Raw genomic sequence first — 12,837 nt, 5'->3', positions numbered from 1 at the left:
CGAGGATTGGCTTTGCCGAATCTCGAATCCCGTCTCCCGAATCCCGGCTTATTCGCCCAACGCCTCGCGCATGAATTCCGGCTGGGCCAGCGCGGCCTTGTGGATCTCGGCGTTGTAGTACCTGGTGGGGAAGTTCTTGGCTGTAGCGCCGCGCTCGCGGAAGCCGGACAGGTCGCCGCCCTTGCGCGCCATGGTGCAGCTCCACCAGCCGGTGGGGTAGCACGGCTGCGGGAACGGCAGCGTCTTCACCGCGCTGAAGCCCGAGGTGCGCATGGCCGAGCGCATCGACTTGATCAGCTCCAGGTGCGCCAGTGGCGATTCGCTCTGCTGCACCAGCAGGCCGCCGTGGCGCAGTGCCTTGTAGCAGCTGGCGTAGAACGCGGCATTGAACAGGCCTTCGGCCGGGCCGACCGGGTCGGTCGAGTCGACGATGATCAGATCCAGCGAATCGGGCTCGGCCTCGGCCATGTACTTGATGCCGTCGATGAACAGTAGCTCGGCGCGCGGGTCGCCGTTCGCCTCGCACAGCTCGGGGAAGTACTGCTCGGCCAGGCGGGTGACGCGCTCGTCGATCTCCACCTGCACCGCGTGCTCGACTTCCTCGTGGCGCAGCACCTCGCGCAGCGTGCCGCAGTCGCCACCGCCGATGATCACCACGCGCTTGGCGCGCGCATGGGTGAACAGCGCCGGGTGGGTCATCATCTCGTGGTAGAGGAAGTTGTCGCGGCTGGTCAGCATCACGCAGCCGTCGATCACCATCAGGTTGCCCCAGTCGGTGGTCTTGTGGATCTCGATGGTCTGGAACGGGGTCTTTTCCGCATGCAGCAGCTGCTCGGTACGGAAGCCGATGGCGGAGCCGGAGGCCTGGTGGGCCTCGGTGAACCAGGCCTCGTTGGGCCGGGCTTCGTTCGGCGTGGAGTGCTGCGACATGGCGGGTGTTCCTGGTGAACCGGGTGGAAGGACAAGGGTCGTCAATTGTAGCGGCAACGGCGGTGAACGTCCCGGCAGTGGCCGCCGCCGTCTTGCTCATATCGTCACAGCCGCCCATTACAATGGCGCTCCGGCCTGGCCGGCGCAGCGCGCCGGTCGCCGACCAGCCCGATCGACCCCGCGGCGTGCGAGGCTTCCGGTCGTTCGGGCTCGTGCTCGTGTAGAGCTGAAGCGTCAAGGCTCGCCGCTGCGACGACATCATTCGTTTGCACGAGGAGCAACGCTGATGGCGAACCATTGGACTGTCGACACCGCCCGCCACACCTATGCGGTGCCGCACTGGGGCGACGGCTACGTGGACGTGGACGAAGCCGGCTGCATCGTGATGCGCCCGCGCGGCGCGTACGGCCCGGCGCTGTCGCTGCCGGCGATCGTCGCGCGCGCCTGCGCCGAAGGCCTGCGGCTGCCGCTGCTGGTGCGCTTTCCGGACATCCTGGCCGACCGCCTGGCGCGGCTGCAGACGGCTTTCGCCAAGGCCATCGACGAGTGGCACTACGCCGGCGGCTACACCGCGATCTACCCGATCAAGGTCAACCAGCAGCGCGGCGTGGCTGGCGAGCTGGTGGCCGCCGGCGTGCATGGCTTCGGCCTGGAGGCCGGTTCCAAGCCCGAACTGATGGCGGTGCTGGCGATGGCACGGCCCGGTTCCATCGTGATCTGCAACGGTTACAAGGATCGCGAGTACATCCGCCTGGCGCTGATCGGCAGGAAGCTCGGCCTGCGCGTGCACATCGTGATCGAGAAGCTGTCCGAGCTGGACCACGTGTTCGCCGAGGCCAGGGCGCTGGGCGTGGAGCCGCTGCTCGGCGTGCGCGTGCGCCTCGCTTCCATCGGCGCCGGCAAGTGGCAGAACACCGGCGGCGACAAGGGCAAATTCGGGCTGTCGCCGGCGCAGGTGCTCAGCCTGATCGAGCGGCTGGAGCAGGCCGGGCTCAAGCACACGCTGAAGCTGCAGCACTTCCACATGGGCTCGCAGATTTCCAACGTGCGCGACATTGCCAACGGCATGCGCGAGGCCACCCGCTATTTCGTCGAGCTCAGCCGCATGGGCGTGCCGCTGGAGATCGTCGACGTCGGCGGCGGCCTCGGCGTGGACTACGAAGGTTCGCGCTCGCGCAGCCACAACTCGATCAACTACTCGATCGAGCAGTACGCCGCCACCATCGTGCAGTCGCTGGCCGAGGCGGTCGAGGCAGAAGGGCTGGTGGCGCCGCACATCCTCACCGAGGCCGGTCGCGCGATGACCGCGCATCACGCGGTGATGGTGGTCAACGTGACCGAGGTGGAGGAAGTGCCGGCCGGGGCGATCCCGCCGCCGTGCGCGGACGAGCCGGCGGTACTGCGCCGGCTGCGCGAGACCTGGGAAGAACTGGACCGGCGCCCCGCGCTGGAGCTGTTCCACGAGGCGCAGCACCACTTGAGCGAAGGCCAGGCGCTGTATGCGCTGGGCCAGCTTGCGCTGGCCGACCGCGCGCGGCTGGACGAGATGTACTACGCGATCACCAACGCCGTGCGCGAACGCCTGCTGCCGGCCGAGCGCTCGCACCGGCAGGCGCTGGACGAGCTGGACGAGAAGCTGGTCGACAAGTACTTCGTCAACTTCTCGGTGTTCGAGTCGATCCCCGACGTGTGGGCGATCGGGCAGATCTTCCCGATCGCGCCCATCGCGCGGCTGGACGAACGGCCGACGCGGCGCGGCGTCATCGTCGACCTTACCTGCGATTCGGACGGCCGCATCGACCACTACGTCGACGCCGAAGGCGTGGACGTCAGCCTGCCGCTGCACGCATTGCGGGACGGCGAAAGCTACCGCCTCGGCATCTTCATGGTCGGCGCCTACCAGGAGACGCTGGGCGACATCCACAACCTGTTCGGCGACACCGATGCGGTGAACGTGCGCGTGGACGGCGACGGTTACACTTTCGCGCATGTACGCCGCGGCGACACCACCGACCTGATGCTCGATTACGTCGGCTACGACCTGGAGACGCTGCGCGCCAGCTACCGCGAGCGCATCGCCGCCGCCGGCCTCGCCGGCGACGAGGCGGCGCGCCTGTACGACGCGCTTGACGGCGGACTCACCGCCTACACCTATCTGGCCGAGGCGCACTAGCGGTAGGCGCTTTCACTGATACGTCGCGCGTTTCGTGAGCCACTGTGTTGCGGCTGAGGCGTGGGTTTCCCGAGTTCCGGCCCGGCCACGGGTGACTGGGTGCGAATTGATCACGCTGAGGCTTACCGTGCGGTAGCGCGTGTTTACGTCATGGCTTCCGTTGGCGCATCAGGGAAAATGATCCCCGTTTGCCCATCTTCATTGAGCGCGTTTGCATCGAAGCCGTCCACCAACTTGATGGCACGGGTCTGGATGTGTCCGGCGCTGCGCAGACGTTCGCAGTACTTGTACAACGTACTTTCATCCTCAGTGAGGATAAAGGCGATAGCCTCATGGCTGGCTTGGGCAATCAACTTCACGTCATCGCGCACGACGGGTCGCGAGTCACCTGTATCGCGTGTGCCAAGCAGGTTCCAGACGAGTGCAGCCTTCTGCCCATGTGGAATGTTGAAGTTCAACGGGCGAAAGTTGCCGAGCGGCAAGTCGGTGACGGGCTGCCCGATGCCGAATTCGGAGGCGACGATGGCCGAAAAACACATCGTCACGTTGTTCTGGAACATGTGGCGGTAATACTGCACTGCCACTGTATGGTGTGGCCGCTTGGCGTTGACCAGCGTGATCAGGAAGCTGGTGTCCAGCAGCACCGATGCACTCATTCGTGATGTCCACGCAGTGCTTCGAGCCAGTTCTCGGGAACGACGGCCCAAGCCTTTGTTCCCTTTTGCACGAGTTTGTCGAATGCAGCTTCATCCCATTGCGGCTGGCTGGCGTCGAAGGCGAGCAGCGTCAGATTGCGTAGTTCACCGGTTTTCAGGCTTTCATCGGCAGATACGCGCAACAGCGCTTGGCGGTAAAGCCGGTTCGTTTCTTCACCGGCGATCAACTGCTGCGTGGCAGCGATCATGACGGTCTTGCCATCATCCAGTTTCAGGTGAATATTCGGTTTGGTTGTGCCACCCATGTCCACCACAGTCCCTTGCAAGAACTTTTCCACGGGCACCCACATCGCCTCAACCTGATTTTGAAAGTCGCTGCTGGCATCCACCCGGACGGACAGGGTGTTGCCCGTGTCAGTCAGCGTGTAACTGCGATGCGGGTTTTTGCGAGCGGACACCTGCCAGCGCTCAACCACAGCGGCCCGCTTGTGATCGAGCAGGCCCAAGGCCGATGGGTTTTGCAGGTGTCCCACGTCAGTCCATAGGCCGGTGGCCGCCAGTAAGCCGCTGGCGACGATAGCCAGCGAACCTTCTTCAACGGAAACAAAGGCCTGATCAGTATCTATCTCCTTGGTTGATCCTTTCAGGAACTCCTCGACCTCGCCTTGGAACTGTCCTAGCAGGCGCAGCGGGACACGCGAAAGCCCGATCGGCGCATCGTTGATGCGGTCGTTCAGGGCGAAGCGAAGTGTGTCGGATGCACTCATGGAGGGATAGTACCGCTGGTGTCGTCGCAGATGTCGCGATGCTTCGGAATGGCAACCGATGTCAGGCGGGAGAAATTCAGCTGTGACTGTGGCTGGACGGTGCGGGTACGCTCTCAATCTACCCCAAAGTCTTATGGAGTCGCCATGTGCGGCGCCTACAATCGAGGCCCCCTCCCCAAGGAGCAACGCATGAACAGTCTCAACGGCAAGGTGGCCCTGGTCACGGGCGCAGCGAGTGGCCTGGGCAAGGCGATCGCGGAGTTGTACGCAAGCAACGGCGCCAGCGTGGCGATCGCCGACATCAACCAGCAGGCCGCCGATGCGGTCGCCGCACAGATCAACGCCGCCGGCGGCAAGGCGCTCGGCGTGGCGATGGACGTGACCAGCGAGGACGCGGTCAACGCCGGTACCGACAAGGTGGTCGCCACGTTTGGCCATCTGGACATCCTGATCTCCAACGCCGGCGTGCAGATCATCAACCCGATCGACCAGTTCGCCTTCGCCGACTGGAAGAAGATGCTGGCGATCCACCTCGACGGCGGCTTCCTCACCACCAAGGCCGCGCTGAAGCACATGTACCCGGGCGACCGCGGCGGCATCGTGATCTACATGGGCTCGGTGCATTCGCACGAAGCGTCGAAGTTGAAGTCCGCTTACGTGGCCGCCAAGCACGGCCTGCTCGGCCTGGCCCGCACGCTGGCCAAGGAAGGCGCGCCGCACAACGTGCGCTCGCACGTGATCTGCCCTGGCTTCGTGCGCACGCCGCTGGTGGAGAAGCAGATCCCCGAGCAGGCGAAAGAGCTGGGCATCTCGGAGGACGAGGTGATCCGCAACGTGATGCTGAAGGACACCGTCGACGGCGTGTTCACCACCGTCGAGGACATCGCGCAGACCGCGCTGTACCTGGCCACCTTCCCGTCTGCCGCGTTGACCGGGCAGTCGATCGTGGTCAGCCACGGCTGGTTCATGCAATGAGCCATCCCGACCCGGCGCCGTCGCTGGCGGAGAGGGTGGCCCGCGACTACCGCACCATCGCGCTGGTGCTGCAGGGCGGCGGCGCGCTTGGCGCTTACCAGGCCGGCGTGTTCGAGGCGCTGGACGAAGCCGGTCTGCAGCCGACCCGGCTGGCCGGCATTTCGATCGGTGCGCTGAACGCGGCGATCATCGCCGGCAACCCGCCCGGGCAGCGGGTGGAACGGCTGCGCGAGTTCTGGGAGGCGATCTGCCGCCCGCCATTGTGGCCGGCTACGCCGGCACTGCCCTGGTTCGACGCGGTGGCGTGGCCGACGGCGTGGCTCAACGGGATGAGTGGCCTGGCCGCCTGGCGTGCGATGACCGAGGGCCAGGCCGGCTTCTTCCACCCGCGCCTGCCGCCGCCGTTGCTGGGCGGGCACGCCACGCCGGGCAGCGTCAGCTGGTACGACACCACGCCGCTGCGCGCCACGCTGGAGCGGCTGGTTGATTTCGACCGCCTCAACGACGCGCGCACGCTGCGCGTGGCGGTCGGCGCGGTGAACGTGCGCAGCGGCAACTTCGCCTACTTTGACAATCGCCGGCAGCGCCTGCGCCCCGAGCACTTCATGGCCTCCGGCGCGCTGCCGCCGGGCTTTCCCGCGGTGGAGGTCGACGGCGAGTTCTACTGGGACGGCGGCATGGTCTCCAACACGCCACTGTACGAAGTGCTCAGCGAGCGCCCCGGCTGCGACACGCTGGTGTTCCAGGTGGATCTGTGGAGCGCCCGCGGCGCGCTGCCGCGCGACCTCGCCGACGTGGCCGAGCGCAGCAAGGAGATCCAGTACTCCAGCCGCACCCGGCTTGTCACCGAGTTCATGCGCCGCACGCAGGAACAGCGCCGGCTGCTGCACGACGTGATGGCGCTGGTGCCGGCCGAACGCCGCGACGACCCGGCGTATCGCCATGCCGAAGCGCGCGCGGCCGAGGCGCTGACCAACGTGATCCACCTGATCTACCGGAACCGGCCGCACGAAGGCCACTTCAAGGACTACGAATTCAGCGTCGCCAGCATGCGTTGCCATTGGCAAAGCGGGCTGGACGACATGCGCCACACGCTGGCCCATCCGCAGTGGCTCGCCGCGCCCGATCCCGGCCGTCCGTTCGTGACGCACGACGTGCATCGCGGCGAGGCGGGTTGAAGCGCCGTCAGGCGTCCCGCGCCACCTGCAGCCCGGCAGCCGACTGGCTGACCGGCATGATTTCCAGGCGCGTGACGTCCAAGTGCGGCGGCAGGTTGGCGATCCACCATATCGTGTCGGCGATGTCGACCGCCGTGATCGGGTGGGCGCCGGCGTAGAGCTGGTCGGAGGCGGCCTGGTCGCCGCCGGTGCGCACCACGGTGAATTCGGTCTCGGCCATGCCCGGCTCGATGGAAGTGACGCGCACGCCGCTGCCGTGCAGGTCCACGCGCAGGTTCTGCGAGAACTGGGTGACGAAGGCCTTGGTGCCGCCGTACACGTTGCCGCCGCGGTAGGCATAGCTGCCCGCGATCGAGCTGATGTTGACGATTGCGCCGCGGCGCGCAACCAGCTGCGGCAGCAGCAGGTGGGTCAGCGTCACCAGCGCGGTGACGTTGGTGTCGATCATCTGCTTCCACTGCGCGAGGTCGGCCTGCTGCGCCGGCGCGGTGCCCAGCGCCAGGCCGGCATTGTTGACCAGCAGGTCGATGCCGGCGAACTCGGGTGGCAGATCCGCATGCGCCGCCCGCACCGCCGCCGCGTCGCGCATGTCGAACGCCGCCGCGTGCACGCGCCCGGCGCCGTGCCGCACCACCAGCTGCTGCAGCCGTTCCATGCGCCGACCGCTGGCGATCACCCGCCAGCCGCCGGCCACGAAGCGTTCCACGGCGGCGGCGCCGAACCCGGAGGTGGCGCCGGTGATCCAGGCGGTCTTGGTGGTCATGGGCGGAAGTTCAGTGGGAGAAAAGGGTGGCTCAACGGCCTTCCTTCAGCGCGATCGCGTTGATGCCGGCGCCGGCCAGGCGCTGCTTGGTCGATTCCAGCTCGGTGGCCGAGCGGAACGGCCCCAGCCGCACGCGGTTGTAGGTCTGCCCGCCGATGCTGACCGACTGCACGTTGGCCACGAAGCCCTGCAGCGCAAGTTTCGCCTTCAGCGTCTCGGCGTCGGCGGCGTTCGGGAACGCGCCGACCTGCAACAGGTAGCCGCTGCTGGAGGCCGGTTGCGGCACCGCGCTGGCTGGTGCGGCGGTAACGTCCTGGGTGACCGCCTGCGGTGCGTTCGCCGGTACTGCGGCCGGTGCCGCCTGCTGCGCCTGCAACTGGGCGGCCTGCTGCTTCTGCTGCTCGATGCGCGCCTGCGCGCTGATCTCGGCATCGGGGATGCGCACCTCCTTCTCCGACAGCACTGAGTAGAAGTCGAACTGCGGCTTCTTCGGCGCATTGTCGTTGCCCGCTTCGAGTACGCCGGGCGCACTGCCGCGCTCGGCGGTAGCCTGCGGATTTGCCTGCGGGCCGTCGGCCTTGCGCAGGCTGGTGAGCAGGCTGCCGCGCAGCATCACCGCCATCAGGATCGCGCCGGCGATCAGGCCGATCACCGCGTAACCCCAGCCCGGGAACCCGTTGCTGCCGTTGCGCACGGCCTGCCGGCCCCTGCCCTTGCGTGCTGCCATTACATCTTCTCCGGGGCGCCGAGGCCCAGCAAATCCAGCCCATTCTTCAACACCTGGCGGGTCGCCACCACCAGCGCCAGCCGTGCGTTGCGCAAGCCGGCGTCCTCGACCAGGAACTGGTGCGAGTTGTAGTAGGTGTGGAACGCGTTGGCCAGTTCGCGCAGCCACGCCGCGACCAGGTGCGGCTCCAGGTTCGCCGCCGCCGCCTCGACCAGTTCAGGGTACTTGGACAATTCGGTCAGCAGGATCTGCTCGTGCTCGTTGTCCAGCCGGTCGAGCTGGGCGAGGCCGGCGTTGAGGTCGACCGCGTAGCCTTTCTCCGGCGCCTGGCGCAGCACGCTGCACACGCGGGCGTGCGCGTACTGGATGTAGTAGACCGGGTTGTCGTTCGATTGTGAGCGGGCCAGGTCGATGTCGAACACCAGCTGCGAGTCGCTCTTGCGCGAGATCAGGAAGTAGCGCGTGGCGTCCTTGCCGACCTCGTCGATCAGGTCGCGCAGGGTGACGTAACTGCCGGCGCGCTTGGAGATCTTCACCTCCTCGCCGCCCTTCATCACCGTCACCATCTGGTGCAGCACGTACTCCGGCCAGCCCTTGGGGATGCCGCAATCGAGCGCCTGCAGGCCGGCCTTCACGCGGGCCAGCGAGCCGTGATGGTCCGAACCCAGCTCGGTGATCGCGCGTTCGTAGCCGCGCTGCCATTTGCTGAGATGGTAGGCCACGTCCGGCAGGAAGTAGGTGTAGGTGCCGTCGGACTTGCGCATCACGCGGTCCTTGTCGTCGCCGAAATCGGTGGTGCGCAGCCATAGCGCGCCGCCGTCCTCGTAGGTGTGGCCGTGCGCGACCAACTCGCGCACGGTCTCCTCCACCTTGCCGTCGGTGTACAGCGACGATTCGAGGAAATAGGTGTCGAAGCCTACGCCGAACGCCTGCAGGTCCAGATCCTGCTCGCGGCGCAGATAGGCCACGGCGAAGTGGCGGATCGCGTCGAGATCGTCCACGTCGCCGGCGCCAGTGACCGTCTCGCCGTCGGCGACCACCGACTCGCGATCGAGATAGGCGCGCGCCACCTCGGCGATGTAGTCGCCGCGGTAGCCGTTCTCCGGCCAGTTGCTGTCATCCGGCGTGATCCCGTGCGCGCGCGCCTGCACCGAGGTCGCCAGGTTGGCGATCTGCACGCCGGCGTCGTTGTAGTAGAACTCGCGCCGCACGTTCCAGCCGCTGGCGCCGAGCAGCCGGCTCAGGCAATCGCCGATCGCCGCGGCGCGGCCATGGCCCACGTGCAGCGGGCCGGTCGGGTTGGCCGAAACGAACTCCACGCCGACGGTCTTGCCGCCGCCGCTGGTGCTGCGGCCGTAGGCGTCGCCTTCGGCCAGGATCCGGCGCACTTCGGCGTGGTAGGCGCCCGGCGCGAGAAAGAAATTGATGAAGCCGGGGCCGGCGATCTCGACTTTCTCCACCAGCGTGTTGGCCGGCAGTGCGGCGACCAGTTTCTCGGCCAGTTCGCGCGGCTTGGCGCGCGCCGGCTTGGCCAGCAGCATCGCCACGTTGCTGGCGAAATCGCCGTGTTCGCGGCTGCGCGCGCGCTCGATCACGAAGCCGGGCAGGCTGAGGTCGGTAGGCAGGGTGGCGGCGTCCCGCAGGGCCTGGATCGCCTGCAGCACCAGTTCGCGCAGCGGTTCTTTCACGGTGGGGCCGGTTTCGTGATGGAACCGGCAATCCTAACAGACCCGTCTGCCGGCGAAACGCGCGCCTGAATGCCTGTGGCACCGGCCGGCGGAAGCTTCGGGGGCGCGCCGGAATTTTGACGCACCGCGGCGAACCGGGCTGTGGATAAGTCTGTGGGGAAAGCCGCAGCTCGCGACTGGCTCCAGGCGGCGAGCGGCCCCGCATCGGCATGTCGCAAGAAATTTATCTTGTGTACCAACAAGTTGCGATACTCATCTCGAGTGCATGCACGATAGACCCGGCAAGTGCCGGTATCGCCATTTTGTGTATAAGTTGGCGCGGTCCGGGCGATGCCTGCAGCTGTGACTGGTGTCACCGCATTGTCATGCGGCATTGCGATACTGAACGAGCCAGGACATGAACTCCCCTCCATGACATGGCAACCGGGGATGCCGCTCTCCCCACCTCCCCCAATCGGCCTCGCGGCGTGGCTCTTGCCACGCCGTTTTTTTGTCCGGGAGGCTGATCTCAGAGCAGGCCGCGCGCCGCCATCGACACCGGCTCGCCGCTGCCGATCACCAGGTGGTCGAGCACGCGCACGCCGACCAGCTGCAGGGCGTCGCGCAACTCGTGGGTGATGGTGCGGTCGGCGGCGCTGGGTTCGGCCACGCCGGAAGGGTGGTTGTGGGCAAAGATCACCGCGCAGGCGTTGTGCTGCAGGCACGCACGGACCACTTCGCGCGGATGCACGCTGGCGCCGTCGACGGTGCCGCGGAACAGCTCCTCGAACGCCAGCACGCGATGGCGGTTGTCCAGGTACAGGCAGCCGAACACCTCATACGGCAGGTGGCGCAGGCGTGCGCGCAGGTAGTCGCCGCTGTCGCGCGGGTTGCCCAGGCTGGGCAGTTCCTGCAACTGCTCGGCCAGGCTGCGCCGGGCCAGTTCCAGCGCGGCGGCGATCCGCGTGCGCTTGGCCGGACCCAGGCCGTCGACGTGGATCGCCTGCTCGGGCCGGGCCAGCAGCGCGCCCAGGCTGCCGGCGTGCGCCAGCAGTTCGCGGCCCAGCGCCAGTGCGTCCTTGCCGCGGCTGCCGTTGCCCAGCAGCACCGCCAGCAGCTCGGCATCGGACAGCGCGGCGCTGCCGCGCGCCAGCAGCTTTTCGCGGGGGCGTTCGCCTTCGGGCCAGTCGCGGATGCTCATGTGCCCAGCTTGCCGCACGGCGTGCGGGGCGGGCAGCGGTGCGCGCGGGTGAATCCGGTAAGCTAGGCTACTGCCGATTGTCAGGCCCGCCTTACATGAGTCTTGCCCAACGCCGCATTCTGCTCGGAGTGTCGGGCGGCATCGCCGCCTACAAGTCTTGCGAACTGGTTCGCCGCCTGCGCGATCTCGGTGCCCAGGTGCGCGTGGTGATGACCGAGGGCGCCACCCGCTTCGTCAGCCCGACCACCTTCCAGGCGCTGTCCGGCCAGCCGGTGCGGATCAGCCTGTGGGATGCGCAGGCCGAGGCGGCGATGGGCCACATCGAACTGGCACGTTGGGCCGAACGCATCCTGGTGGCGCCGGCCAGCGCCGATCTGCTGGCGCGGCTGGCACATGGTCTGGCCGACGATTTGTTGACCACGCTGTGCCTGGCCAGCGCTGCGCCGCTGTATCTGGCGCCGGCGATGAACCAGCAGATGTGGGCGCACCCGGCGGTGCAGGCCAATCTCACCATGCTGCGCCGGCACGGCGCGCAGATCCTCGGGCCGGCAGTGGGCGACCAGGCCTGCGGTGACGTCGGCAGCGGCCGCATGCTGGAGCCGCACGAACTGCGCGATGCGCTGGTCGCCTCGTTCGGCGAGCGCGAGCTGGCCGGGCTGCGCGTGCTGATCAGCGCTGGCCCGACCTATGAGGACATCGACCCAGTGCGCTTTATCGGCAACCGCAGCTCGGGGAAGATGGGCTTTGCGGTAGCCGAGGCCGCCGCGCAGGCCGGCGCCGAGGTGAGCCTGGTGGCCGGGCCGGTGAGCCTGGCCACGCCGCCGGGCGTGGCGCAGCGCATCGACGTACGCAGCGCGGCGCAGATGCATGCGGCGGTGCTGCATGCGGCGGCGCAGGCGGACATCTACATCGGTGCAGCGGCGGTCGGCGACTACCGCCCACAGGAGGTCGCCACGCGGAAGCTGAAGAAGCACGATGGCGGCGAGCTGGTGCTGCGCCTGACCGAGAATCCGGACATCCTGGCCACCCTCTCGGCGCAAACCGCGCATCCGTTCCTGGTCGGATTCGCCGCGGAGACGCATGATGTGGCGAGCTATGCGCAGGGCAAGCTGCGCCACAAGGGTCTGGACATGATTGCGGCGAACCAGGTGGGTGGCGGCCTCGGTTTCGAGGCGGCCGACAATGCGTTGACCCTGTACTGGGCCGACGGTGCGGTCGAGTTGCCGCGGGCGGAAAAATCGGAGCTGGCGCGGCAGCTGGTGGCCCGCGTGGCCGAACGCTACCGGGCGACGCGCGGATGACGATCGACGTCGAGCTGAAGATCCTCGACCCGCGCCTGGGCGACGGCATTCCGCTGCCGCAGACCGCCACGCCAGGCAGCGCCGGCATGGACCTGCGTGCCGCGCTGCAGCAGCCGCTGACCTTGCAGCCGGGCGAAAGCGCGCTGGTGCCCAGCGGCATCGCGATCCACATCGGCGATCCCGGCTGGTGCGCGCTGATCGTGCCGCGCTCCGGGCTGGGCCACAAACACGGCCTGGTGATGGGCAACCTGGTCGGAGTGATCGACGCCGACTACCAGGGGCCGTTGATGATTTCATGCTGGAATCGCGGCAGCCAGCCGTACACCATCGCGGTGGGCGATCGCATCGCCCAACTGCTGCTGGTGCCGGTGGCGCAGGCGCAACTGAAGGTGGTGGCCGATTTCGCGCCCAGCGAGCGCGGCGGCGGTGGGTTCGGCTCGACCGGTATCCAATAACCAGCGAGGTCGGCCCGGGCGCCCGGGCCGCACGCAGTGACGGC

Annotated in this window: 12 protein-coding genes; 5 read left to right on the top strand and 7 right to left on the bottom strand. The window is 67.6% G+C overall.

Going from position 1 to position 12,837, the window contains the following annotated elements:
- Nucleotides 1–48: 48 nt before the first annotated feature.
- Entirely contained in the window at nt 49–930 is an 882-nt protein-coding gene (gene speE, locus LRK53_RS17955; protein ID WP_027491170.1) for a polyamine aminopropyltransferase, read from the bottom strand.
- Between the two features lie 286 nt (nt 931–1,216).
- On the opposite strand from speE, the gene speA reads away from it, so the two are divergent.
- Nucleotides 1,217–3,103 carry an arginine decarboxylase gene (gene speA / locus LRK53_RS17950; protein WP_027491171.1) on the top strand — a complete coding sequence of 629 codons (1,887 nt, stop codon included), beginning with the start codon at nt 1,217–1,219 and terminating at the stop codon, nt 3,101–3,103.
- 143 nt (nt 3,104–3,246) lie between these two features.
- On the opposite strand, the gene LRK53_RS17945 is transcribed toward speA, so the two are convergent.
- Both LRK53_RS17945 and LRK53_RS17940 read right to left on the bottom strand, forming a co-directional pair.
- Nucleotides 3,247–3,759, bottom strand: a complete 513-nt coding sequence (locus LRK53_RS17945; protein ID WP_051257461.1) for a hypothetical protein — start codon at nt 3,757–3,759, stop codon at nt 3,247–3,249.
- On the bottom strand, nt 3,756–4,526 hold the full coding sequence (locus LRK53_RS17940; protein WP_037088738.1) for a hypothetical protein: 771 nt from the start codon (nt 4,524–4,526) through the stop codon (nt 3,756–3,758). The genes LRK53_RS17945 and LRK53_RS17940 overlap by 4 nt, the downstream gene beginning before the upstream one ends.
- A 189-nt stretch (nt 4,527–4,715) precedes the next feature.
- Between LRK53_RS17940 and LRK53_RS17935 the strand changes: the two genes are divergently transcribed.
- Together LRK53_RS17935 and LRK53_RS17930 are read left to right on the top strand one after the other, a co-directional pair.
- On the top strand, nt 4,716–5,501 hold the full coding sequence (locus LRK53_RS17935) for a 3-hydroxybutyrate dehydrogenase (protein ID WP_027491173.1): 786 nt from the start codon (nt 4,716–4,718) through the stop codon (nt 5,499–5,501).
- A complete protein-coding gene (locus tag LRK53_RS17930; RefSeq protein ID WP_027491174.1) occupies nt 5,498–6,679 on the top strand; it encodes a DUF3734 domain-containing protein in 1,182 nt (393 codons plus the stop codon). Before LRK53_RS17935 ends, LRK53_RS17930 begins: the two co-directional genes overlap by 4 nt.
- Before the next feature lie 7 nt (nt 6,680–6,686).
- Here LRK53_RS17930 and LRK53_RS17925 read toward each other — a convergent pair whose 3' ends face one another.
- The 4 genes from LRK53_RS17925 to radC form a co-directional block, all read right to left on the bottom strand.
- A complete protein-coding gene (locus LRK53_RS17925; protein WP_235642422.1) occupies nt 6,687–7,442 on the bottom strand; it encodes an SDR family NAD(P)-dependent oxidoreductase in 756 nt (251 codons plus the stop codon).
- A gap of 31 nt (nt 7,443–7,473) precedes the next feature.
- Nucleotides 7,474–8,169: an SPOR domain-containing protein gene (locus LRK53_RS17920; RefSeq protein WP_027491176.1), complete on the bottom strand. Its 696-nt coding sequence runs from the start codon at nt 8,167–8,169 to the stop codon at nt 7,474–7,476.
- Nucleotides 8,169–9,857, bottom strand: a complete 1,689-nt coding sequence (argS, locus tag LRK53_RS17915) for an arginine--tRNA ligase (RefSeq protein WP_027491177.1) — start codon at nt 9,855–9,857, stop codon at nt 8,169–8,171. The genes LRK53_RS17920 and argS overlap by 1 nt, the downstream gene beginning before the upstream one ends.
- Nucleotides 9,858–10,365: 508 nt before the next feature.
- A complete protein-coding gene (radC, locus tag LRK53_RS17910; protein WP_027491178.1) occupies nt 10,366–11,037 on the bottom strand; it encodes a RadC family protein in 672 nt (223 codons plus the stop codon).
- A gap of 95 nt (nt 11,038–11,132) precedes the next feature.
- On the opposite strand from radC, the gene coaBC reads away from it, so the two are divergent.
- The gene (gene coaBC, locus LRK53_RS17905; RefSeq protein ID WP_027491179.1) at nt 11,133–12,338 is read left to right on the top strand and encodes a bifunctional phosphopantothenoylcysteine decarboxylase/phosphopantothenate--cysteine ligase CoaBC; all 1,206 of its coding nucleotides are present in this window, start codon (nt 11,133–11,135) and stop codon (nt 12,336–12,338) included.
- Complete coding sequence (dut, locus tag LRK53_RS17900) at nt 12,335–12,793, top strand: dUTP diphosphatase (protein ID WP_027491180.1); 459 nt, start codon at nt 12,335–12,337, stop codon at nt 12,791–12,793. Before coaBC ends, dut begins: the two co-directional genes overlap by 4 nt.
- Nucleotides 12,794–12,837 lie beyond the last annotated feature (44 nt).

Source organism: Rhodanobacter thiooxydans (assembly GCF_021545845.1).
In the GTDB taxonomy this organism is placed as follows: Bacteria; Pseudomonadota; Gammaproteobacteria; order Xanthomonadales; family Rhodanobacteraceae; genus Rhodanobacter.
This window is presented reverse-complemented; position numbering and strand designations above follow the sequence as displayed.

Coding starts and splice junctions, on each gene's coding strand:
- LRK53_RS17940 (WP_037088738.1), bottom strand. CDS start 4,526: ATGAGTGCATCCGACACACTTCGCTTCGCCCTGAACGACCGCATCAAC.
- speA (WP_027491171.1), top strand. CDS start 1,217: ATGGCGAACCATTGGACTGTCGACACCGCCCGCCACACCTATGCGGTG.
- LRK53_RS17945 (WP_051257461.1), bottom strand. CDS start 3,759: ATGAGTGCATCGGTGCTGCTGGACACCAGCTTCCTGATCACGCTGGTC.
- LRK53_RS17930 (WP_027491174.1), top strand. CDS start 5,498: ATGAGCCATCCCGACCCGGCGCCGTCGCTGGCGGAGAGGGTGGCCCGC.
- speE (WP_027491170.1), bottom strand. CDS start 930: ATGTCGCAGCACTCCACGCCGAACGAAGCCCGGCCCAACGAGGCCTGG.
- dut (WP_027491180.1), top strand. CDS start 12,335: ATGACGATCGACGTCGAGCTGAAGATCCTCGACCCGCGCCTGGGCGAC.
- coaBC (WP_027491179.1), top strand. CDS start 11,133: ATGAGTCTTGCCCAACGCCGCATTCTGCTCGGAGTGTCGGGCGGCATC.
- LRK53_RS17935 (WP_027491173.1), top strand. CDS start 4,716: ATGAACAGTCTCAACGGCAAGGTGGCCCTGGTCACGGGCGCAGCGAGT.
- LRK53_RS17925 (WP_235642422.1), bottom strand. CDS start 7,442: ATGACCACCAAGACCGCCTGGATCACCGGCGCCACCTCCGGGTTCGGC.
- radC (WP_027491178.1), bottom strand. CDS start 11,037: ATGAGCATCCGCGACTGGCCCGAAGGCGAACGCCCCCGCGAAAAGCTG.
- LRK53_RS17920 (WP_027491176.1), bottom strand. CDS start 8,169: ATGGCAGCACGCAAGGGCAGGGGCCGGCAGGCCGTGCGCAACGGCAGC.